Genomic DNA, 22,941 nt, shown 5'->3' with positions numbered 1-22,941 from the left:
GACCGCTCGGAGGTGGACAGCGCCCGACCAACCCGAAGCCCCGGCGACAGCGGGCCTGCGGGATAAACCCTTGCTAAGACACAGATGAGACGAGACCATGACAGACAAATCCCGTGTTCTGATTTTTGACACCACGCTGCGCGACGGCGAACAATCGCCCGGCGCCACCATGACCCACGAAGAGAAGCTCGAAATCGCGATGCTGCTTGACGAAATGGGAGTCGACATCATCGAAGCCGGCTTCCCGATAGCCTCGGAGGGCGATTTCGCGGCCGTGTCCGAAATCGCGAAACGCTCGAAAAACTCGGTGATTGCGGGACTTTCACGCGCGAATTACAAAGACATCGACCGTTGCTGGGAAGCCGTGAAAAACGCCGCCAGGCCGCGCATCCACACCTTCATCGGCACCTCGCCCAGCCACCGCGCAATCACCAAGCTCAACCAGGACGAGATGATCGCGCGCATCGCCGACACCGTGACCCACGCGCGCAATCTGTGCGGCGACGTGCAATGGTCGGCGATGGACGCCATCCGCACCGAGCGCGACTACCTCTGCCGCGTGGTCGAGACCGCGATCAAAGCGGGCGCAACCACGATCAACATCCCCGACACCGTCGGCTACACCCTGCCTTCGGAATCCGCCGATATTATCCGGATGCTTCTGGAAAACGTGCCGGGCGCCGATGAGGTGATCTTCGCGACCCACTGTCACAACGACCTCGGCATGGCGACGGCAAACGCGCTGGCCGCCGTGACCGCAGGCGCGCGCCAGATCGAATGCACGATCAACGGTCTGGGCGAGCGCGCAGGCAACACCGCCCTTGAAGAAGTCGTGATGGCGCTCAGGGTCCGCAAGGATCTGATGCCCTATTCAACCGGCATCGACACGACGAAAATCATGCATCTGTCGCGCCGCGTGGCCCAGGTCTCCGGCTTTCCGGTGCAATATAACAAGGCCATCGTCGGCAAAAACGCCTTCCTGCATGAATCCGGCATCCATCAGGACGGCGTGCTGAAGAACGTCGAGACCTTCGAGATCATGAAGCCCGCCGACATCGGGATCACCGAAACCAATATCGCGATGGGCAAGCACTCGGGCCGCGCGGCGCTGCGCAGCAAGCTCAAAGAGCTCGGCTTCGATCTGGCCGACAATCAGCTCAACGACGTCTTCGTGAGGTTCAAGGCGCTGGCCGACCGCAAGAAAGAAATCTTCGACGAAGACCTGATCGCGCTGATGACGGACTCGGCGGCGAACACCGACAGCGACTATCTGCAAGTCAAATGGCTGCGCGTAATCTGCGGCTCGGACGGGCAAGAGGCCGAGCTGAAGATGCTTGTCGATGGCACCGAGAAATCGGCGAAATGCTCGGGCGACGGTCCGGTTGACGCGGTGTTCAACTGCGTCAAGGAGATTTACCCGACCAACGCCAGGCTCAAGCTCTATCAAGTGCAGGCCGTGACTGCCGGCACGGATGCTCAGGCCACCGTGATCGTGCGCCTCGAAGAAGACGGGCGCTTCTCGTCCGGTTCGGCCGCCGATACCGACACGATCCTCGCTTCGGTCAAAGCCTATGTCGGCGCGCTCAACCGCTTGCGGGTGCGCAGCCAGAAAACCGCTCCCGACGCCGATCTCAAGACGATCAGCTTCAAACTCTAAGCGGATTGCAGCACCGTCCAGATAACAGGGCGCCCCTCGGGGTGTCCTGTTTCCGCTTTACAGGCCCGGAACTGACGCTTTCGTGAGTTCTCGGTTAAATGCAATTTGTTGGCTAAAAATACGGCTAAACTCGCCCTAAAAGTTCGATTTGTGACATCTCCGATTTCATGCTCGGCAATCCCTTGCCCGAAGCCACTCGGCGCACGGGGAATCCCCTTCCCCGACAAGCCCCATTTGAATATACGGGCTAAAATCATGGCTCGGGGGCGAGTCGTGGAAGTAATCGGTTTTGAACGGGATGGGGATGCATCATGAAGGGACTTGGCGGGATTTTTTCGTCCGATATGGCGATTGACCTCGGGACCGCGAACACGCTGGTCTATGTCAAGGGCAAGGGGATCATCCTGAACGAGCCTTCGGTCGTCGCCTATCACGTCAAAGACGGCAAAAAACAGGTTCTGGCTGTCGGCGAGGACGCCAAGCTGATGCTCGGCCGCACCCCCGGTTCGATCGAGGCCATCCGCCCGATGCGCGACGGTGTGATCGCGGATTTCGACTCCGCCGAAGAGATGATCAAGCACTTCATCCGCAAGGTGCACCGCCGCACGACCTTCTCGAAACCCAAGGTTATCGTTTGTGTTCCCCATGGCGCGACCCCTGTTGAAAAACGCGCGATCCGCCAGTCGGTTCTGTCTGCCGGTGCGCGCCGCGCGGGCCTGATTGCCGAGCCTATCGCCGCTGCCATTGGCGCCGGTATGCCGATCACCGACCCCACCGGCTCAATGGTTGTCGACATCGGCGGCGGCACGACCGAGGTTGCGGTGCTCTCGCTTGGCGACATCGTTTACGCCCGCTCGGTGCGCGTAGGCGGTGACCGCATGGACGAGGCCGTTGTCTCGTATCTGCGCCGCAACATGAACCTTCTGGTCGGCGAAGCCACCGCCGAGCGCATCAAGACCACCATCGGCACCGCACGTATGCCCGACGACGGGCGCGGCATCAGCCTGATGGTGCGCGGGCGCGACCTGCTGAACGGCGTCCCGAAAGAGGTCGAGATCAACCAGGCGCAGATCGCCGAAGCTCTGGCTGAACCCGTGCAGCAGATCTGCGACGCGGTGATGCAGGCGTTGGAAACCACGCCCCCCGATCTGGCCGCAGACATCGTGGATCGCGGCGTCATGCTGACCGGCGGCGGCGCGCTTTTGGGCGAGCTTGATCTGGCGCTGCGCGAGCAGACGGGGCTGTCGATCTCGATCGCGGACCAGTCGCTCAATTGTGTGGCTTTAGGCACGGGCAAGGCGCTGGAATACGAAAAGCAGCTGCGCCATGTCATCGACTACGACAGCTAAAACCCCCTAGCCGCGCGCCCGGCATTTGGTGGAGGCATAGGTGGCGACAAACCGCGAAGACGAGGATTTCACAGGCCCGCTGCGCCGCATTCTGATTGCGGTGCTGATACTCCTGTTGACCGCCGTCTTCCTGTTCTGGCGCATCGACAGCCCCCGCGCCGAGCGCCTGCGCGCCAAGTTCATCGACCGCTTTGTGCCGACCTTCGATTGGGCGATGGTGCCCGTAACCAAGGCGATCGACATGATCGCCTCGTTCCAGTCCTATACCCGCATCTATGAGCAAAATCAGGAGCTTCGCCGCGAATTGCGCCGGATCGAAAGCTGGGAAGAGGCTGCTGTCCAGCTTGAGCAGCAAAACGCCAAGCTGCGTGCGCTGAACAACCTGCGGCTTGATCCGAAGCTGACCTCGATCTCGGGCGTTGTGCTGACCGACAGCGGCTCTCCGTTTCACCAGTCGGTGATGCTGAACATTGGCGGGCGCGACGGGATTGTGGATGGCTGGGCGGCGGTGGACGGGCTGGGGCTGGTGGGCCGCATCTCGGGCGTCGGGGACGCAACAAGCCGCGTGCTTTTGCTGACCGACAGCTCCTCGCGCATTCCGGTGACGATCATGCCCTCGGGCCAGCGCGCGATTGTCTCGGGCGATAACTCGCGCTTTCCGCCGGTCGAATTTCTGGTCAACCCCGAGCTGGTCCGCCCCGGAGACCGCGTGATTTCCTCGGGTGATGGCGGTGTATTCCCGACGGGTCTTCCGGTGGGAGAGGTGATGGAAACGCGCGACGGGCGGCTTCGGGTTCGTCTGAAGGCCGATTACGAACAGCTTGATTTCGTTCGTGTTCTGCGCACCCATCCAAAAGAGCGCCTGACGGACCCCGGTGCGCTGATCCCGCCCGAAACCGGGGGCGAGGATGGTTGATCCGCTCTCCAGAGCCCGCGCCTTTCACCGCCTGCTTTATCTGGCGATTGCGGCGCTGATCCTGTTCTTGCGGCTCTTGCCGGTCAATCCCGCGGGCCACAGCTTCCCCGGCCCCGATCTGATGATGGCCTTCACCTTCGCATGGCTGATGCGCCGCCCCGACTATGTTCCGGTGCTGTTGATCGTCACGGTTTATCTGGTCGAGGATATGGTCTTCTGGCGGCCCTTGGGGCTTTGGCCGCTGATCATGTTGTTGGCGACCGAGTGGCTCCGCGCGCGCGAAGAAAGCCTGCGCGACCTGCCCTTTCTGCTGGAGATTGCTCTGATCGGCGGGCTTTGGTTCGTGATGGTGCTGGCGCGGCATCTGATCCTCGCGCTGGTGTTTTCCGACACGGTGCCCCTGGGGATGGAGCTTCTGCGCCTGCTGGCGACGCTTGCGGCCTATCCGCTGGTCGTGGCACTTTCGCATACGGGGCTGGGGCTTCGGCGCGCCGCCCCCGGCGAGGTCGATGACTTCGGCCAGCGGCGTTAGGGGGGCAGATGCGCAGATCGCCCAAAGACACATTCGAAAGCCGCCGGACGATCACGCGGCGAACCCTTCTTCTGGGGGGAATTCAGGGCGCGCTGGTCACGACGCTGGCGCTTCGGATGCGCTCGATGCAGCTTCAGCACGCCGATGAATACCGGCTTCTGGCCGAGGGAAACTCGGTCAAGATCCGGCTGATCCCGCCAACGCGCGGCCTGATCTACGACCGCAACGGCGAGCTTCTGGCGGGTAACGAGCAAAATTACCGCGTCACCATCACGCGCGAGGATGCCAAGGATGTCGAGGGCGTTCTGACCGAGTTGCGTCGCCTGATCCCGATTGGCGACCTCGAGGCTGCCGAGCTATTGGAAGACATCCGCAAGCGCCCGCCCACGATCCCGATCACCATCGCCGACCAGCTAAGCTGGGACGAGTTCTCGCGCATCGCGATCAACGCCCCCGCCCTGCCCGGTATCTCGCCCGAGGTGGGGCTGTTTCGCACCTATCCGCACGGCGCCGATTTCGGCCATGTCATCGGCTATGTCGGGCCTGTTTCGGACTATGACCTTAGCCAGATCGAAAACCCCGACCCGCTGCTGCGTATCCCGAAGTTCCAGCTTGGCAAACTGGGCGTCGAAGCCAAGCTCGAGGACGATCTGCGCGGTCAGGCGGGCCAACGCCGCGTCGAGGTCAATTCGACGGGCCGCGAGATGCGCAACCTCGACCGCAAAGAGGGCAACCCCGGCGAGAACCTGCAACTGACCATCGACTACCGGCTGCAAAACTTCGCGATGGCGCGTCTGGGGGATGAATCCGCGGCCGCAGTCGTCATGGATGTGACCAACGGGGATATTGTCGCGATCGCCTCGGCACCGTCGTATGATCCAAACCTGTTTGTGCGCGGGATTTCCTCGGCCGATTACAAGGCGTTGCTGGAAGACGACCACCGTCCTCTGGCCGACAAGGCGGTGCAGGGTCTTTATCCGCCCGGCTCGACCTATAAAATGGTCACAGCCCTTGCCGCGATGGAAGCGGGGATCATCGGCCCGCAGGATACGATCTATTGCCCGGGCCATTTCGACGCCGCCGGTCGCCGTTTCCACTGCTGGAAGCGCGCGGGGCACGGGGCGGTCTCGCTGGTGAAAAGCCTCGAACAATCCTGCGATGTCTTTTATTACGAGCTCGCCCTTCAGGTCGGCATCGAGAAAATGAGCGCAATGGCGCGCCGCCTTGGCTTTGGCACGCGCCACGACCTGCCGCTATCGGCCGTCCGCGACGGGGTCGCCCCCGACAAAGAGTGGAAAGAGGCGAGCTATGGCAAGGACTGGCTGATTGGCGACTCGATCAACGCTTCGATCGGTCAGGGCTATGTGCTGAGTTCGCCCTTGCAACTGGCGGTGATGACCGCGCGGATCGCCTCGGGCAAGGCGGTCAACCCGCGCCTGATCCGCGCCCGCGACGGGGTCGAACTGCCTGTGTCAGATGCCCCCGATATGGGCCTGTCGGACGCCTCGCTGGAACAGGTGCGCAAGGGGATGTTCTCGGTCGTGAATGCCCCATCGGGCACCGCGCGCCGCGCCCGAATCGCCGAGAAAGACTGGCTGATGGCGGGCAAGACCGGCACCAGTCAGGTGCGCAACATCACCGCCGCCGAGCGCGCGCGCGGCGTGATCTCGAACGACGATCTGCCGTGGGAGCGACGCGACCATGCGCTGTTCGTTTGCTTCGCGCCTTATGACAATCCGCGCTATGCGGTCTCGGTTGTGGTTGAACACGGGGGGGGCGGATCGACCGCAGCCGCCCCGATCGCGCGCGATGTGATGCTGTTTGCGCTGAACGAGGGGCTGCCGCCGCTTTCCGCCTATCCGGCAGATCAGCGCGGGCGGATGCGCAGCCTGCTTGACGGGCTTGATCTGGTCGATCCGGCGCCGCAACCCGGCACCGCGCGGTCCAAGGCGTAAGGGGGGGCAGATGAGCTATCTTGAAAGCAGCCTCAAAACCGTCCCGACAGGATTCTCCAAGATCCTGTTTCTAAGCTGGCCGCTGATTATCCTTTTAACCGCAGTGGCTTGCGTCGGGTTTTTGATGCTTTACTCGGTCGCGGGCGGCACGCTTGACACATGGGCCGCGCCGCAGATGAAGCGCTTTGGCGTCGGTATCGCGGCGATGCTGGCCGTCGGCTTCACGCCGATCTGGTTCTGGCGCAATATGTCGATGCTAGCCTATCTGATCGCGCTGCTGCTGCTGGTCGCGGTGGAATTTTTCGGGGCCATCGGCATGGGCGCGCAACGCTGGCTGGAGCTTGGCCCGATCCGCATCCAACCCTCGGAACTGATGAAAGTCTCACTCGTGATGCTGCTGGCGGGCTATTACGACTGGCTCGATGTCGAGAAGGTTTCCAAGCCCCTTTGGGTCGCCCTGCCGGTCGGGATTATCCTCGTGCCAACATTCCTCGTGCTGGCCCAGCCCGACCTTGGCACGGCCGTGATGCTGGTGATGGGGGGGGGCATCGTGATGTTCGCCGCAGGTGTCAGCCTGTGGTATTTCGGCACGGTGATCGCACTGGTCGTCGGGCTGGTCTTTGGCGTGATGGAGAGCCGCGGCACCGATTGGCAGCTATTGCACGACTACCAATACAAGCGCATCGACACCTTCCTTGATCCAAGCTCGGACCCCCTGGGCGCGGGCTATAATATCACCCAGGCGCAGATCGCGCTTGGCTCGGGAGGCTGGTCGGGGCGCGGCTTTATGCAGGGCACGCAATCGCGGCTGAACTTCCTGCCCGAAAAGCACACCGACTTTATCTTCACCACGCTGGCCGAGGAGTTCGGCTTTGTCGGCGCCTTCTCGCTTTTGCTGCTTTATGCGGGGATCATCGCGGTGTGTATTCAGGCCGCCATCGTCAACAAGGATCGCTATTCATCACTTCTGATTATCGGGGTGGCGGGCACGTTTTTCCTGTTTTTCGCGATCAATATGGCGATGGTCATGGGGCTGATGCCCGTTGTGGGGGTGCCGCTGCCGCTGGTCAGCTACGGCGGCACCGCGATGATGATCTTGCTTGCGGCATTCGGTCTCGTGCAAAGTGCGCAGGTCCACCGCCCGAGGTAACCCATGCTCAACATCCTTTTCGCTGACCGTATCGAGAACTGGCCGCTCTATCAGGCGCCGTTGCAGGCAGCGCTGGCCGAGGCGGGCGTTACGGCGCGTCTTTGCCTGCCGGATGACCTGCCGCCCTCCGAAGTCGATTACATCGTCTATTCGCCCCGCGGTCCGGTGCAGGATTTCACCGCCTACACCCGCACCCGCGCGGTTCTTAGCCTTTGGGCGGGGGTCGAGCGGGTCGTCGGCAATGCCACCCTCACACAGCCACTGTGCCGCATGGTCGACGAAGGGCTGTCGCGCGGCATGGTGGAATGGGTCGTGGGCCACGCAATGCGCTACCATCTGGATGTCGACTTTTTCCAGACCCATCAGGATGGCGTCTGGCGGCAGGCGGGCCATGTGCCCCCGCTTGCAACCGAGCGCGCGATCACCATCCTCGGCATCGGTGCGCTCGGGGCGGCCTGCGCAACCACATTGGCGCAGCTTGGCTTCAAGGTAACAGGCTGGAGCCGCACACCAAAAACCGTCGCGGGTGTCACCTGCCTACATGGCGCGGATGGTCTGCGCGAGACGCTTTCCACGGCAGAAATCCTTGTCACGATCCTGCCGAACACCCCCGAAACGACCAACCTTCTGAACACGGAAACCCTTGCGCTTTTGCCCAAAGGCGCGGTGATCCTGAACCCCGGCCGCGGGAACCTGATCGACGACGACGCGCTTCTGGCCGCGCTTGAGACCGGACAGGTCGGCGCGGCGACGCTTGATGTGTTCAAGACCGAACCACTGCCGCCCGAGCACCCCTATTGGGCGCACCCCAAGGTCACTGTGACGCCGCATATCGCCGCCGAAACGCGCCCCTCGTCGGCCGCCCGTGTCATCGCCGAAAATATCCGCCGGTCCGAGGAGGGCGCGCCTTTGCTTCACCTCGTGGACCGCACGCGGGGCTATTGACCGCCCTGCTCCCGGCAGGGCGGGGGTGAATTTTGCACAGCAAAAGAGGGGGCAGCGCCCCCTCTCTCCGGCGCGCCAAGCGGCGCGCAACTCCTGTTAGCTCAGACCAGTCGGCTTTGCTCAAGCGCCGCCTTCACGAAGCCCGCAAACAGCGGATGCGGCGCGAAGGGTTTGGATTTCAGCTCGGGGTGGAACTGCACACCGATGAACCACGGATGGCCCTTATGCTCGACGATCTCGGGCAGACGGCCATCGGGCGACATCCCCGAAAACTCCAGCCCACAGCTTTCAAGCTGCTCGCGGTATTTCACGTCCACCTCGTAACGATGGCGGTGGCGCTCTTCGATCTCGGTCGTGCCGTAAACCTCGGCCACGCGCGAGCCGTCCTTGAGGCTGGCCGAATAGGCGCCAAGGCGCATCGTGCCGCCCTTGTCATCATCGACCTTGCGCTCGACGCGGTGGTTGCCCTGCACCCATTCTTTCAGGTGATAAACCACGGGCGTAAAACGCTTTTTACCCGCCTCGTGGTCAAACTCTTCCGATCCGGCATCGGTCAGCCCTGCCAGATTGCGCGCGGCCTCGATCACCGCCATCTGCATACCAAGGCAGATCCCCATATAGGGCACACCCTTCTCGCGGGCGAATTGGGCTGCACGGATTTTGCCTTCGGTGCCGCGCTCGCCAAAGCCGCCTGGCACAAGGATCGCGTGGAAGCGTTCCAGATGCGGCGCGGGGTCTTCGCGCTCGAAGATTTCGGCGTCGATCCACTCGGCCTTGACCTTCACCCGGTTCGCCATGCCGCCATGCGTCAGCGCCTCGGCAATCGACTTATAGGCGTCTTCAAGCTGCACATATTTGCCCACGATCGCGACGCGAACCTCGCCCTCGGCATTGCTCAGGCGGTCCATCACGTCTTCCCAACGCGACAGGTCGGGCTTGGGCGCGGGCGCGATGCCGAAAGCATCCAGAACCGCCTGGTCAAGCCCCACACGGTGATAGGCCAGCGGTGCTTCATAGATGGACTTCAGGTCATAGGCGGGGATCACCGCCTCGGGGCGCACGTTACAGAACAGCGCGATCTTGGCGCGCTCCTTTTCCGGAATCGCGTGCTCGGAGCGGCAGACCAGAACGTCCGGTTGCAGGCCGATCGAGCGCAACTCCTTGACCGAGTGCTGCGTCGGCTTGGTTTTCAATTCGCCGCTCGCCGCCAGATAGGGCAACAGCGTCAGGTGCATGAAAATACACTGGCCGCGCGGCTTGTCCTGGCTGAACTGGCGGATCGCTTCGAAGAAGGGCAGCCCCTCGATGTCGCCGACCGTGCCGCCGATTTCGCACAGCATAAAGTCAACCTCATCGTCGCCAACGTTGATGAAGTCTTTGATTTCATTGGTCACATGCGGAATGACCTGAATGGTTTTACCCAGATATTCGCCGCGGCGCTCTTTTTCCAGAACATTCGAGTAAATCCGCCCCGAGGAGACCGAGTCGGTCTTGCGCGCGGAGACACCCGTAAAGCGCTCGTAGTGGCCTAGGTCGAGATCGGTCTCGGCGCCGTCATCGGTGACGAAGACTTCGCCATGCTCGAAAGGCGACATCGTGCCCGGATCGACGTTCAGATAGGGGTCAAGCTTGCGCAGACGGACCGTATAGCCGCGCGCCTGCAACAACGCCCCCAAGGCCGCAGATGCCAGACCTTTGCCGAGCGAGGACACAACCCCGCCGGTGATGAAGACATAACGTGCCATGGGATCCCCCGTGAAAGAGCAAAATTCTTGTTATTTGCGCGACCTGAAAAGGCCTGCATCACGGGATTTAATGCTTACACGATTCGCGATCCGCCCGCAACCGGACCGCAAGCTCTTGGGTAAAAAGTCGCACCATCCCCAACTGGTTGTGGGGCGACCAAACCACCAAAAATTGCTTAGTTCGCAGCAGGCGGCGTGACCGGCGCATCAGCGGCCGGCGGAGGCGTCACGTCAATCGCGGGCGCAACCGGAGTTTCAACCGCTGGCGCCGGCTCGACCAGCTGATCCATGACCGAGCTGACACCTGCCTTGCGCGCGGCCAAAACCGTCAGCGTCACCGAGGTGATCAGAAACGCGATCGCAAGCCCCCAGGTCAGTTTCGACAGCGCGTTCGCCGCCTGACGTCCCGACATCACGCCCGAACCGCCACCCATACCCAGACCGCCCCCTTCAGAGCGCTGAAGCAACACCACACCGATCAGCAACAGAGCCAGAATCAGGTGGATCGAGAGGATGACATTTTCCATGTTCGGTTGGGCCTTCTTTCAATCGACGCGCCTATCTAGGCGGATGAAGCCCTCGGCGCAAGGGAATTTCCCCCTTTTCTGCGCACGCCCCGTGCACTCTTCTACAAACACCACGCGATCAGCATGAAAACGCGCTTTCCCCCTGCCCCATCACTCGCTATAGGTGGCGCGGTTTTTCGCACGGAACAGAGCCAAGGAGAGTCTTATGGCCAATGTCGTCGTCGTCGGCGCCCAATGGGGTGACGAGGGGAAAGGCAAGATCGTTGACTGGCTGTCGGAACGCGCCGACGTCATCGCGCGCTTCCAGGGTGGCCATAACGCAGGCCACACGCTTGTCATTGACGGCAAGGTCTACAAGCTGAACGCGCTGCCTTCGGGCGTGGTGCGCGGCGGCAAGCTGTCGGTGATCGGCAACGGCGTCGTTCTGGACCCGTGGCACCTGATCAAGGAAATCGCCTCGATCCGCGAGCAAGGCGTTGAAATCACGCCCGAAACGCTGATGATCGCAGAAAACACGCCGCTGATCCTGCCGATCCACGGCGAGCTGGACCGCGCGCGCGAAGAGGCGGCCTCCAAAGGCACCAAGATCGGCACCACCGGTCGCGGCATCGGTCCGGCCTATGAAGACAAAGTCGGCCGCCGTTCGGTCCGCGTGGCCGATCTGGCCGACGAGGCGACACTGATTGCCCGCGTTGACCGCGCACTGCAACACCACAACCCGCTGCGCCGCGGCCTTGGTATCTCCGAGGTGGACCGCGACGCGCTGATCGCGCAGCTTAAAGAAATCGGCAAGGAAATCCTGCCCTTCGCGGCTCCGGTCTGGAAAGTGCTGAACGAAAAGCGCAAGGCAGGCAAACGCATCCTGTTCGAAGGGGCGCAAGGCGCGCTGCTGGACATCGACTTCGGCACCTACCCCTTCGTGACCTCGTCCAACGTGATCGCAGGGCAGGCAGCGACGGGCGTCGGCATCGGTCCGGGTGCGATCAACTACGTTCTGGGGATCGTCAAAGCCTACACCACCCGCGTGGGCGAAGGCCCGTTCCCGACCGAGCTGGACGACGCCGACGGCCAGCGCCTTGGCGAGCGCGGCCATGAGTTTGGCACCGTGACGGGGCGCAAGCGTCGCTGCGGCTGGTTCGATGCAGCCCTCGTGCGCCAGACCTGCGCAACCTCGGGTGTGACCGGCATTTCGCTGACCAAGCTGGATGTTCTGGATGGATTCGAAACGCTGAAAATCTGCGTCGGCTACGATCTGGACGGCGAAAAGCTCGACTATCTGCCGACCGCCGCCGATCAGCAGGCACGCTGCAAACCGATCTACGAAGAGATGCCCGGCTGGTCGGAATCGACCGAAGGCGCGCGTTCGTGGAACGACCTGCCGGCGAATGCGGTGAAATACGTCCGCCGCGTCGAAGAACTGATCGAATGCCCGGTGGCACTTTTGTCGACCAGCCCCGAGCGCGAGGACACGATCCTCGTCACAGACCCCTTCGTGGACTGATGGCTCTGGGGTATAAAACGCGCAAGCGCCTGTCGATACTGGCGCTTGTGGTCTGGCTGCCGATCTACATCGTGCTGGCGGTCAGCCTGACCAACTGGTTCGACACGCGCTTTGGGCGCCTGCCGATCTGGGGCGAGCTTCTGGTCTATATCGTCTTGGGCGCGCTTTGGGCACTGCCTTTGCGGCCCGTGTTTCTGGGCGTCGGCAAGCCCGACCCGGACGCTCCGAACGAGAAATAAAAACGGAGGGGATTTCCCCCAGCCCCTGACGATAAATGTTGAAATGCCATTCAAGTTGGCCATTTTCCGGCCAACTCGCCTGTCTAAGCTCTGGCTTTCAGGGCTATGCGGCGTTACTGCGACAACTCCATTTGGTAAACCCCTCGAAAATATCCTCGACGGGTTTACCAGCCAGCGTTTCCCCAATGGAATGGATCTTTGGCGTCGTCAGGAAACTCTATGCGGTAGCTATCTTGGTTTTCAATGAGGTAGTCCCAAACCTCTTGCCGAACGATGTAGGGCCACGCCAATACGCTATTGGTTCCACCGAGCTTCACGAGAAAACCTTTGGACACCAAGGGCGATAGCCTTTGATCGTTGAATTCGGCCGCGAACGCCTTGCGCCCAGATGTTACAAGATAAGCCAGAATTGCCTTTTCTGAGTCTGGTGCTGACTCAACCTCACGCACAAGCTTCTTCCGAAGTTCTTTCCTGCTTTTGCATCGTTGAAAAGCCTTCCAAATAGTGATCGGGAGGTAAGCGATATTGGCGACAAGAATACTGAAGGAAAAAAACCCCGATCACGACGGCTATTGTCAGAAGAAAGTCAGGACTTGTCTCCAGGTAGGGGAGATTGAAGTAGTCTCCCGCTACAATGATTGAGCAGCCAACGAATGCCGCCAATGCTGGAAATCACCCGGCTTGAAGCGCTGCAACAAACTCCTTCAAACTGGGCATGAAATCATCCTTGAACATCGGGGCGCGTTATCCTGAAGATATAGGTCACTTGGAATGCTTGCGAAAGCGAAAGCTCCGCAGAGTGTTTTCTGCGGAGCTTCAACATTTACCGTCAGGGGCTGGGGATTCCCCCTCCGTTTCTCTTTAGGTCATTCAGATCAGGCGCTTTTGGCCTGATCGTAGAAGCGCGAGGCCTCGGTAATTGCATACTGGCCGCGCTTGACCTTGGTGATTTTGCCCTGGCGCAACAGCTTGCCGAAAACGCGCAGGCGATCCTCGCGCGTAAAATCGGCGCCGTCCTCAAGGCTTTGCAGCTTGCGCATGATCTGCGGCGGCGAGAAATGCGGGCGCCCCTCGATTTGCGCGGTATAGGCTGCGGCGGCCTCCAGCAGATCCGACAGCCCTTCGGTGCCCAGGCTTTCCGCAAACTCGGCAAAACTGGTCGCTTCGTCCGCACTCAGGGGGGCCGTTTCGATCGCGTCTTCGGTTTCTTCTGCCATGATCTGAGCAGCCGATACGCGGCGCGGACGGATCGGAGCGAGCGGCGTTTCCGCAGGTGTATCAACACGTTGTTCGGACACCAGCACCAGCGGCGCGGGGCGCGGGGCGGGAGGCGCATCGGGACGCGCAGCGGAACGGCCTGCCCCCGCCACGGGGCGGCGCGGGCGCACGGCTTCGCTCAGATCCTCGCGGTAGACCTGCGTGTTGTCTTCTTCGCCTGCGCCTTTGGCCGTGTCCTGCCCGCGCGCCAGACGGTCGGCGACCGTAGCCGCAACTGCGGCCTTCAGATGCGCGATCGCGGACACACGGCGGCGCGTCTCGGGCGCGGAAACCCGCGTATCCGCCTCGCGCATCAGACGCGACACCTCCGCTTCGCGCTCGGCGGCGGACACCTCTTCTTCCATCTCCTCGACTGCGGTCTCGGGCAGCGGCAAATCGGCATAGGTTTCTTCAAGGTCGTCTGCCGTTTCATTAAGGACAGGTTCATCCCCGACAACAGGCGCGTAATCGGCCTCTACAACCTCCGGCTCCTCGACAACCGCTTCGGCATCGGCAACATCGAGCTCCAACGCAAGTTCCGCAACCGCATCGCCTGTCAGATCACGCAGGTCGTCGGCACCGGCTTCGGGCTGACCTTCCAGCTCGGCCAGTTCGCGCAGCAGGTCTTCCTCGTCTTCGGGAGACAGCGCGCCAGCAGAGACCGGCTCGGCCACGAGGTCCGCTTCGAGCGAGGTGCTTAGCGCGTCGATCATCGCGTCATCGTCCTGCGCCGGCTCCTCGGCCACCTCGGAGGCCGGAGCGACGCGGCGCACCTTGATAACTCGCGCACGCAAAGCGGGTTCCACGCTCTCGGCAAGATCCGGCTCCGCAGAGAGGTCATCCATCCCGGCGGCGGGCTCGTCTTCCGGAAGCCACGACTGTTCGGCGTCGAGTGCGCTGACCGGCGTATCCGTCATTTCGTCGGCAACGGCAAAGACCTGCGCCTCATCGGCGCCCTCGTCCACCGGAGCCTCCAGAATCAACGGCTCTTCCGGCTCGGCCGCGATGCGGGCCGCATCGACCAGAGCGGCGCGGCGGGCCGCGCGACGGCGCGCACGGCGGGCATCCCGAATGGCATCACGCGCGGCGAAATCCCCGGCTTCGGATTCGGTCGGGATGTCGTCTTCCTGCGCGGCCTCATCGGTCACGGGCTCGATGATTTCTTCTTCTGCGACGGGGGCTTCGGCCTCCGGCGCTTGTATGGCGACGGCCTCTTCCTCGAGTGCCGCCATCACCGAGGCGACGGCTTCGGCCTCCTCGTCCTCGTCGGGTTGCGCCTCTTCGACCCCCTCATCTTCAAGGGTCGCGTCTTCCAGCTCGGCCTCGGTCAACGGCCCGGAGATGTCCAGCTCATAGCCGAAACCGGCGGTTTCGGGTTCGGGCTCCTGCTCGGCCATAAAGGCGGTATTCGCGGCGTGCTGGTCCTCGATATACTCGGTCTGGCGCGCACTGGCAGCGCGGGCCGTTGCCACGGCCTCGCGGATGCGCTGCAACTTGGCGGCCACGGTTTCAGGGCCAAGCGGGGTTGGCGTTTCGGCAATCGGCTCGGCGCGCGGCGGCATGACAGGGGGAGCCACCGGAGCGGCAACCTGCGCCTCCGGCTCGGCGGCGCGCAGCACAAGGCCGTTATTCTCCAGCCGCGCCTCAACCCGACGCTTGACCTCGCGCTCGGCGATCTGATGCAGCATCTCTGCATCCGGCGTCGGCGGCTCTGCCCCGAAATACCGATCCTCTGCCGCCAGATCGCGGAAATATTCGGCGATCTTCTGCATCGTCTGGAACGGCTGGTCAAAGCCCTCCAGCGTGCACGAGAACGTGCCGTAGGAAACGGTAAGTATCTGGTTATTCGCACCGACCATGGAACACCCGCTTTCTTTCAATCTACTCACGGTTTCAGCATATTTCGGTAAACTGGTTCTTAACCGTGAACGAAAAAGGGCAATAATAAGGAATTTTCATCGGGCCGATTGTGTTTGGCTGCCATAATCGGCATCAATCCGCCATGACTGAATGGATTGTTAACACGGATAGCGGGGTTACGCTCTTGGGGGGCGGCACATCGGCGCGGGCCGATGTTGACGAGGCGTTGACAATCGCGCCCCTTCTGGTGGCCGCGGATGGTGGCGGGGATCGGGCGCTGTCATTGGGGCTTGATCCGCAAGCCGTGATTGGCGACATGGACAGCCTTTCGCCCGAGGCGCGCACGGCCCTTGGCCCCAAAATCCACTGCATCGCAGAACAGGACAGCACCGATTTTGGCAAATGCCTGCGGATGGTGCGCGCGCGGTTCTATCTTGGGGTCGGCTTTACGGGGCTGCGGCTGGATCACACACTGGCCGCCTTGACCGAGATCGCCGCCCACCCCGACAAGCGCATCATTCTGGTTGGCGAGACCGACATCGTCTTTCGCGCGCCACCCCGTCTGGAGATCGACCTGCCCTTGGGCGAGCGGTTTTCGATTATGCCGTTTGGCCCGATGAAGGCGCGTTCCGAGGGGCTGCGCTGGCCGCTGGACGGGCTGGAGTTCGCCCCAAACGCGCGCATCGGCACTTCGAACGAGGTGACAGGGCCGGTGCGGCTTAGTCCGGACGGACCGGCGCTTGTGCTGATCCCGAAACGACATCTGCAACCGGCACTCGCTGCGCTTTTGCGGTCAGACGCTCGCGGTGGATGATATACAGCCCCGAGGCGACGATGATCGCGACACCAAACCATGTTGCAAGGTTGGGGAAATCGTCAAAGAACAGATAGCCGAACAGCGTCGCCGTCACCATCTCGAAGTAATGCAGCGGCGCCAGCGTCGATGAGGGCGCAAGTTTCAGCGCAAAGCTCATCGCCATATGGCTGACCGTCGAGGCCAGACCAACAGCTGCGCAAAACACCCAGAAAATCCCGTGCGGCTGGTCCAGATAGACCTGATCGACGCCAAGCGCTCCGCCAACCCAGAGCACCGGCAGGCACAGGATCACCGCCAGTAACGCGGTCTGGAACTGCATCGGAACGGGGTGCACATCGCGCGCGAGCGCCCGCGTAATCAGCATATAAAGCGCGAAGAACAGCGCCGTGCCAAGCGGGAACAGCGCCACCGCGCCGAACTCGACAAACGAGGGCTGGATCACGAAAAGCGCGCCGATAAAGCCCACAACCGCCGCCCCGAGGCGCCGCGCGCCGACCTCTTCGGCCATGACGAACCGCCCGATCAGCAAGATGATGAACGGCTCGACAAAGGCGATGGCCAGCGCGTCGGCAATCGGCATCACCCGCACGGCGGCCACAAAGCAGAAGGTTGCGCCGATCGACACCGCCGCGCGCCCGACCCCAAGGGCCAGCAGTCGCCCCTGCATCGGAATCCGCAGCGAATGCCCCAGCAAAAGCGCAATCGGCGCCATCAAAAGCCCCTGCACCACATAGCGCCCAAGGGTCACCGTGCCGACCGCCACCTCTTGTGCAGCCAGCTTCGAGGCGACGTCGATCAGGGGCGCAATCGCGCAGAAGGCAAGCATCAGAACGATGCCGGGAAGAATGCGGTCAGTCTGGTTCATAAGCGATGGCTAACCTGCGGGCGAAAACCCGTCCATCCTGAAAACGACACATACCCTGACGTATTCCTGCACCCCGCATCCGTTTGCCCCATTGACGCGGGCTTTCCTGCGGATAGCCTGCAATGAGCACATCATCCAAGGAGCCAGCCATGACCGATCCGATCTCCAATAGCTGGGAAGCCCGCGCCGAGAAATATTCGCTTTACGGCTTTACCGATCTGCCCTCGGTGCAAGAGCGCGGCACGGTCGTTGTGACGCATGGCGAGGGGCCGTATATTTTCGACACCAACGGCAACCGCTATCTCGACGCGAACTCGGGGCTGTGGAACATGGTGGCAGGCTTTGACCACAAGGGGCTGATCGAGGCGGCGCAGGCGCAATATGCGCGTTTTCCGGGCTATCACTCGTTCTTCGGGCGAATGTCGGACCAGACGGTGATGCTAAGCGAAAAGCTGATCGAGGTCTCGCCCTTCGACAGCGGCAAGGTGTTCTACACCAACTCCGGCTCCGAGGCGAATGACACGATGGTCAAGATCCTGTGGTTCCTGCACGGGGCCGAGGGCAAGCCGCAAAAGCGCAAGATCCTGACCCGCTGGAACGCCTATCACGGGGTGACGGCTGTTTCCGCCTCTATGACGGGCAAGCCCTATAACGCGGTCTTCGGGCTGCCCTTGCCCGGCTTCATCCATCTGGGCTGCCCGCATTACTGGCGCTATGGCGAGGCGGGAGAGACCGAAGAACAATTCACCGCCCGCCTTGCGGCCGAGCTGGAGGCGACAATCATCAAGGAAGGCGCCGATACGATCGCGGGCTTCTTTGCCGAGCCCGTGATGGGCGCGGGCGGCGTGATCCCGCCCTCGAAGGGCTATTTTCAGGCCATCGCCCCGATCCTGAAGAAATACGACATCCCGCTGATTGCCGACGAGGTGATCTGCGGCTTCGGGCGCACCGGCAATACATGGGGCTGCCAGACCTACGACTTCATGCCCGACGCGATTATCTCGTCGAAAAACCTGACCGCAGGCTTCTTCCCGATGGGCGCGGTGATCCTGGGGCCAGAGCTGACAACCCGCGTGCAATCGGCCATCGACGCGATCGAGGAATTCCCGCACGGCTTCACCGCATCCGGCCACCCCGTCGGCTGCGCGATTGCGCTGAAGGCCATCGACGTGGTGATGAACGAGGGACTGGCCGAAAACGTCAAACGCCTTGCCCCGCGCCTTGAGGCGGGGCTGGCCGAAATCGCCAAGAACCCGAACATCGGGGAATTGCGCGGCGTGGGCTTTATGTGGGCGCTTGAGGCGGTCAGGGACAAGGCGACAAAGCAGCCCTTTGACGGCTCGCTCTCGGTCTCGGAGCGCATCGCCAATGCCTGCACCGACGCGGGGCTGATCTGTCGACCGCTTGGGCAATCCATCGTGCTGTGCCCGCCCTTCATCCTGACAGAACCGCAGATGGACGAGATGTTCGAGAAACTTGAAAGCGCGCTGAAAACCGTCTTTGCGCAGGTTGCCTGAACCGGCCTGTCAGGACATTGTCAGCAAGGAGACGCTATCAGACACCATGAACCGTTTTCTCGCCATTGCCTCTGCCTGCGTTCTGATTTTCGCCAGCGCCCTTGCCGCGCTGGCCGATGACGACAAGCGCAGCGATCACGACGACGCCCGCCACGCGCGCGAGGCCGCCGTCGCCCTGCCCTTGGTGCAGCTTTTGCCGCAGGTCGAACGCGAGTTCGGCGGGCAGGTGATCGAGGTCGAATTCGAACGCGAAGACGGGGACTATGTCTATGAGTTTAAACTCCTGACTCCCGACGGATACCGGATCGAGGTCTTGCTTGACGCTGCCACGGGAGAGGTCATCGAAACCGAAGGCTGGGACCGCCCCTCCGAAAGGGAAGACGACTGATGCGCGCGCTCATCGTCGAGGACGACCCGCGTATCAGCGCCGATGTCGGGCGCGCGCTCGGGGCGGCGGGCTTCCTGACCGAGTTTTGCACCGATGGCGAGGACGCCTGGTTTCTGGGCGATACCGAGGATTTCGACCTGATCGTGCTGGATCTGGGGCTGCCGAAGCTTGACGGGCTGACCGTGCTCAAACGCTGGCGCGAGAACGAGCGCACGATGCCCGTGCTGGTGCTGACCGCGCGCGGTGCCTGGACCGAGCGGGTCGAGGGGATCGACGCGGGCGCGGATGATTATCTGCCCAAACCCTTCCGGATGGAGGAACTCGTCGCCCGTGCGCGCGCGCTTGTGCGCCGCTCGGCAGGGCGGGCGGGGCCGGTTGAACGCGTGGGCGGGCTGGCGCTGGATACCACGCGGATGAGCGTCGCGATCCATGATGCCCCTGTCACCGTGACCGCGCTGGAATACCGCCTGCTGGCCTATCTGGCGCTGCATCGCGACCGCCCCGTGCCGCCCACCGAACTGCTTGAGCATCTTTACGGTGACGAGGACGCGCGCGAGGCCAATGCCCTTGAGGCCGTCGTCGCGCGCCTGCGGCGCAAACTTGGCCCGGGCATCATCGGCACACGGCGCGGTTTCGGCTATTATCTTGAAGGCGCGCAAGAATGAGCCGCCTTAGCCTGCGCCTGCGCCTTGTTCTTGCGGGGGCGGCTGCCGTTGTCACCGCCCTTGCGCTTGCGGCGGGCGCGCTGGCGATGCTGTTTGGCGCCCATGTCGAACGCCTTGCTGCCGCCGAGCTGTCTGTCCAGCTTGATAACCTGATCGCGGGGATCGACCGGCCTGCCGCCTCTGACACGCTTGTCACCAGTTCGGCCCCCACCGATCCGCGCTTCAACCTGCCCTTCGGCGGGCGCTACTGGCAGATCAACAGCCCTGATGGCCCTGCCCTGCGCTCGCGCTCGTTATGGGACGAGGTGCTGATCCTGCCGCGCGACCATCTGGATGACGGGGTCGAGCACCTCCATACCATCACCGGCCCCGACGGCGCGCCGCTTCTGGCGGTCGAGCGCACCGTCACCCTGCCCGCCAGCATCAGCCCCGCACCTCTGCGCGTTTCCGTTGCGATGGATGCGGGCGACCTCGCACAGGCGCGGGCAGCATTCATGCGCGACATCGCCCCCTATCTGGCGGCGCTGGCGCTGGTGCTGATCGTCGCGGGCTGGATGCAGGTCTCTTTCGGGCTGCGTCCCCTTGCCGATCTGGGGCAGAGGATTTCGGCCTTGCGCGACGGGCGCAGCACGCGGCTTGGCGCCGACATCCCCGCCGAACTGCGCCCGCTTGGCGAGGAAATCGACACGCTTCTGGCCGAGCGCGAGGCCGAGCTTACCCGCGCGCGCAACCGTGCAGGCGATCTGGCGCATGGGCTGAAAACCCCGCTGCAAGCCCTGATCGGAGAGGCGGGCCGCCTGCGCGACGCAGACCAGCCCGAGGCAGCCCATGCAATCGAGGACATCACCGCCACCATGCAGCGCCATGTCGAGCGTGAACTCACCCGCGCGCGCATCGCCAGCACCAAAGGCAAAGGCCGCACCGATCTGGCGCAGATCGTCAGCCAGATCCGCCGCGTGCTGGAACGCACCCCGCAAGGCGAGGCGCTGGACTGGCAGGTTGATATTCCGGCGGGGCTGATGGCCGCCACGGACCCCGCCGATCTGACCGAAGCCCTTGGTGCCCTGACCGAAAACGCTGCGCGCCACGCCAAGACCTGCATATCATTCAGCGCAACACGCTCGGGCGGGCGCGTGGCCCTGACCCTTGCCGACGATGGACCGGGCATCCCCGCCGCCGATATTGCCGCGCTGATCGAACGCGGTGCGCGGGCCGATCTGCGCGGTCACGGGCTGGGGCTAACCATCGCGCATGAAATCATCGAGGCGATGGGCGGCGCGCTGACGCTCTCGGATGCCGCCCCCGGCCTGCGCATCAGGATCGACCTGCCTGCCGCCTGACAACTGGTTGCCCCTCGCCCGCGCGATAGCTAGTCTCGCGCAAAACGGAGGCCCAATGACCGAGTATTTCACCACATCCGAAAACCGCCGCATCGCCTATCACAAAACCGAAGGCACGGGTCCGGGGGTTGTGTTCTGCGGCGGGTATAAATCCGACATGGACGGCACCAAGGCGCTGGCCCTTGAAGACTGGGCCAAACATTACGGCCGCGCCTTCCTGCGCTTTGACTATTCGGGCCACGGCCAGTCGGATGGCACCTTCGAAGACGGTGCCATCGGCGATTGGTATGAAGACGCGCGCGACATCATCCTTGCCCTGACCGAAGGGCCGCAGGTCATCGTCGGCTCGTCGATGGGCGGCTGGATTTCACTGCTACTGGCGCGCGAACACCCCGAAAAACTCGCCGGCCTTGTCACAATCGCCGCCGCTCCCGACTTCACCGAAGACAGCTTCTGGGCGGGCTTCACTCCCGAGCAGAAACGCGAGATGGAAGAGGTCGGCCATATCGACCTGCCTTCGGATTATGGCGAGCCTTACCGCGTCACCCGCCGCCTTGTGAACGAAGGCCGCAACCGTCTGGTGATGCGCTCGCCCCTGCCGCTGCCGTTCCCGACGCGTTTCTTGCAAGGCACCGCAGACACTTCGGTCAGTCTTGATACCGCCACCCGCCTTCTGGCCCATGCGGACGGGCCGGATATGCGCCTGACGCTGGTCAAAGGGGCCGATCACAGCTTTTCCACGCCCGAGTGCCTGACGCTGGTCGAAGCCGCTATCGCAGAGGTCAGCGCCTAGGCGGGTTTCGGCGCGGCCTCGATAAAACCGCTTGCACCCGCGCGCGGCTCGGGCAGACTGTCGGCAAGAGCGCAGCAAAGCGCCCGAGTGGGGTATACGAGCGATGACGAGCAAAGACCCGTTGGTCTTTTTGCCGGGTTTCATGTGTGATGCGCGGCTTTTCTGGCACCAGATTCTGGAATTTTCAGCCAGCCATACGGTTCAGGTCGCGCGGCTTTCCGGCACCTCGATCGAGGACATGGCCGCCGCCGTTCTGGAAACCGCGCCGCCGAAATTTGCCGTGATCGGGCATTGGCTGGGCGGTCTGGTCGCGATGGAAATTCTACGCCGCGCGCCTGAACGGATCAGCCAGATTGCGCTGATCGACGTCTCCCCCCTGCCCGAAACGCCGCAAATGGCGGGGCTGCGCGAGCAGCGCATCGTCAAGGTGCGCGCGGGCCGGATGGACGAGGCGATGCTCGAAGAAATCCCGGCCGAGAATTTCGCTCCCGATGGGGACGAGGCACGCGCGATGATGCTCCAGATGGCGCAAGAGCTTGGCCCCGATGTCTTTGTCGAACAATCCCGCGCGCTGATGCGCCGCCCCGACCAGCAGCGCGCGCTGCGTAACACCAAGATGCGCGCCAGCCTGATCGCGGGCGAGTTCGACCGGATTTGCCCCCCACGCCGCCACGAGTTTCTGGCCGAGTTGATGCCACATGCCGACTATCGGCTGATCCTTGGCGCAGGCCACCTTAGCCCGCTGGAGCAGCCCGAAAAGGTCACAATGGCATTGCGCGACTGGCTGGAAGCGCCGTTCCTGCTGAAATGAAAAAGCCGCCCTTCGGGGCGGCTTTTGTTTTGGGTCGGCGATCTTAAACGCCGTCACCGACGAAGGCTTTTTCGACGACATATTCGCGCGGCTCGGAGTTTGCCCCCTCGCG

At 62.8% G+C, this 22,941-nt stretch carries 21 protein-coding genes; 16 read left to right on the top strand and 5 right to left on the bottom strand.

Features of this window, described 5'->3' with window-relative positions; all coding sequences use genetic code 11:
- Positions 1–97 precede the first annotated feature (97 nt).
- The 7 genes from RYZ20_RS00105 to RYZ20_RS00075 all read left to right on the top strand — a co-directional run bounded on the left by RYZ20_RS00105 (position 98) and on the right by RYZ20_RS00075 (position 8,504).
- Positions 98–1,657 carry a 2-isopropylmalate synthase gene (locus RYZ20_RS00105; RefSeq protein ID WP_317669846.1) on the top strand — a complete coding sequence of 520 codons (1,560 nt, stop codon included), beginning with the start codon at positions 98–100 and terminating at the stop codon, positions 1,655–1,657.
- Between the two features lie 311 nt (positions 1,658–1,968).
- A complete protein-coding gene (locus RYZ20_RS00100; RefSeq protein ID WP_317669845.1) occupies positions 1,969–3,006 on the top strand; it encodes a rod shape-determining protein in 1,038 nt (345 codons plus the stop codon).
- 40 nt (positions 3,007–3,046) lie between these two features.
- A complete protein-coding gene (mreC, locus tag RYZ20_RS00095; protein ID WP_317669844.1) occupies positions 3,047–3,922 on the top strand; it encodes a rod shape-determining protein MreC in 876 nt (291 codons plus the stop codon).
- Positions 3,915–4,454: a rod shape-determining protein MreD gene (locus RYZ20_RS00090; protein ID WP_317669843.1), complete on the top strand. Its 540-nt coding sequence runs from the start codon at positions 3,915–3,917 to the stop codon at positions 4,452–4,454. The genes mreC and RYZ20_RS00090 overlap by 8 nt, the downstream gene beginning before the upstream one ends.
- A gap of 8 nt (positions 4,455–4,462) precedes the next feature.
- Positions 4,463–6,409, top strand: coding sequence for a penicillin-binding protein 2 (gene mrdA, locus RYZ20_RS00085; RefSeq protein ID WP_317669842.1), 1,947 nt, complete (start codon positions 4,463–4,465; stop codon positions 6,407–6,409).
- Between the two features lie 10 nt (positions 6,410–6,419).
- Entirely contained in the window at positions 6,420–7,559 is a 1,140-nt protein-coding gene (gene rodA, locus RYZ20_RS00080) for a rod shape-determining protein RodA (protein WP_317669841.1), read from the top strand.
- A 3-nt stretch (positions 7,560–7,562) separates the two neighbouring features.
- Positions 7,563–8,504 carry a 2-hydroxyacid dehydrogenase gene (locus tag RYZ20_RS00075; protein ID WP_317669840.1) on the top strand — a complete coding sequence of 314 codons (942 nt, stop codon included), beginning with the start codon at positions 7,563–7,565 and terminating at the stop codon, positions 8,502–8,504.
- Between the two features lie 101 nt (positions 8,505–8,605).
- Here the strand turns inward: RYZ20_RS00075 and RYZ20_RS00070 are convergent, their stop codons facing one another.
- Both RYZ20_RS00070 and secG read right to left on the bottom strand, forming a co-directional pair.
- Positions 8,606–10,249, bottom strand: a complete 1,644-nt coding sequence (locus RYZ20_RS00070) for a CTP synthase (RefSeq protein WP_317669839.1) — start codon at positions 10,247–10,249, stop codon at positions 8,606–8,608.
- 176 nt (positions 10,250–10,425) lie between these two features.
- On the bottom strand, positions 10,426–10,776 hold the full coding sequence (gene secG, locus RYZ20_RS00065; RefSeq protein WP_317669838.1) for a preprotein translocase subunit SecG: 351 nt from the start codon (positions 10,774–10,776) through the stop codon (positions 10,426–10,428).
- Between the two features lie 205 nt (positions 10,777–10,981).
- Between secG and RYZ20_RS00060 the strand changes: the two genes are divergently transcribed.
- Both RYZ20_RS00060 and RYZ20_RS00055 read left to right on the top strand, forming a co-directional pair.
- Positions 10,982–12,277 carry an adenylosuccinate synthase gene (locus tag RYZ20_RS00060; RefSeq protein WP_317669837.1) on the top strand — a complete coding sequence of 432 codons (1,296 nt, stop codon included), beginning with the start codon at positions 10,982–10,984 and terminating at the stop codon, positions 12,275–12,277.
- Complete coding sequence (locus RYZ20_RS00055; protein ID WP_317669836.1) at positions 12,277–12,516, top strand: DUF2842 domain-containing protein; 240 nt, start codon at positions 12,277–12,279, stop codon at positions 12,514–12,516. The genes RYZ20_RS00060 and RYZ20_RS00055 overlap by 1 nt, the downstream gene beginning before the upstream one ends.
- A 164-nt stretch (positions 12,517–12,680) precedes the next feature.
- Here RYZ20_RS00055 and RYZ20_RS00050 read toward each other — a convergent pair whose 3' ends face one another.
- The gene (locus RYZ20_RS00050; protein WP_317669835.1) at positions 12,681–12,965 is read right to left on the bottom strand and encodes a hypothetical protein; all 285 of its coding nucleotides are present in this window, start codon (positions 12,963–12,965) and stop codon (positions 12,681–12,683) included.
- A 426-nt stretch (positions 12,966–13,391) separates the two neighbouring features.
- The gene (locus RYZ20_RS00045) at positions 13,392–15,662 is read right to left on the bottom strand and encodes a hypothetical protein (RefSeq protein WP_317669834.1); all 2,271 of its coding nucleotides are present in this window, start codon (positions 15,660–15,662) and stop codon (positions 13,392–13,394) included.
- A gap of 113 nt (positions 15,663–15,775) precedes the next feature.
- Here RYZ20_RS00045 and RYZ20_RS00040 point away from each other — a divergent pair, with 113 nt between their 5' ends.
- Entirely contained in the window at positions 15,776–16,447 is a 672-nt protein-coding gene (locus RYZ20_RS00040; protein WP_317669833.1) for a thiamine diphosphokinase, read from the top strand.
- Here the strand turns inward: RYZ20_RS00040 and RYZ20_RS00035 are convergent.
- Entirely contained in the window at positions 16,353–17,315 is a 963-nt protein-coding gene (locus RYZ20_RS00035) for a DMT family transporter (protein ID WP_317669832.1), read from the bottom strand. The genes RYZ20_RS00040 and RYZ20_RS00035 overlap by 95 nt on opposite strands.
- Before the next feature lie 149 nt (positions 17,316–17,464).
- On the opposite strand from RYZ20_RS00035, the gene RYZ20_RS00030 reads away from it, so the two are divergent.
- From RYZ20_RS00030 to RYZ20_RS00005, 6 genes are all read left to right on the top strand, one after another.
- Positions 17,465–18,832 carry an aminotransferase gene (locus RYZ20_RS00030; RefSeq protein WP_317669831.1) on the top strand — a complete coding sequence of 456 codons (1,368 nt, stop codon included), beginning with the start codon at positions 17,465–17,467 and terminating at the stop codon, positions 18,830–18,832.
- A 46-nt stretch (positions 18,833–18,878) separates the two neighbouring features.
- On the top strand, positions 18,879–19,220 hold the full coding sequence (locus RYZ20_RS00025; protein WP_317669830.1) for a PepSY domain-containing protein: 342 nt from the start codon (positions 18,879–18,881) through the stop codon (positions 19,218–19,220).
- Positions 19,220–19,885 carry a response regulator transcription factor gene (locus RYZ20_RS00020; RefSeq protein WP_317669829.1) on the top strand — a complete coding sequence of 222 codons (666 nt, stop codon included), beginning with the start codon at positions 19,220–19,222 and terminating at the stop codon, positions 19,883–19,885. Before RYZ20_RS00025 ends, RYZ20_RS00020 begins: the two co-directional genes overlap by 1 nt.
- Entirely contained in the window at positions 19,882–21,225 is a 1,344-nt protein-coding gene (locus RYZ20_RS00015) for a sensor histidine kinase (protein ID WP_317669828.1), read from the top strand. The genes RYZ20_RS00020 and RYZ20_RS00015 overlap by 4 nt, the downstream gene beginning before the upstream one ends.
- A 55-nt stretch (positions 21,226–21,280) precedes the next feature.
- On the top strand, positions 21,281–22,018 hold the full coding sequence (locus RYZ20_RS00010) for an alpha/beta hydrolase (RefSeq protein ID WP_317669827.1): 738 nt from the start codon (positions 21,281–21,283) through the stop codon (positions 22,016–22,018).
- A gap of 103 nt (positions 22,019–22,121) precedes the next feature.
- On the top strand, positions 22,122–22,829 hold the full coding sequence (locus RYZ20_RS00005; protein WP_317669826.1) for an alpha/beta fold hydrolase: 708 nt from the start codon (positions 22,122–22,124) through the stop codon (positions 22,827–22,829).
- The last annotated feature ends 112 nt before the right edge of the window (positions 22,830–22,941 follow it).

This window comes from Pseudothioclava alba (assembly GCF_033100795.1).
Classification (GTDB): Bacteria; Pseudomonadota; Alphaproteobacteria; order Rhodobacterales; family Rhodobacteraceae; genus Pseudothioclava.
The sequence above is the reverse complement of the archived record's forward strand: the minus strand, read 5'-3'. Positions and strand labels throughout refer to the sequence as shown.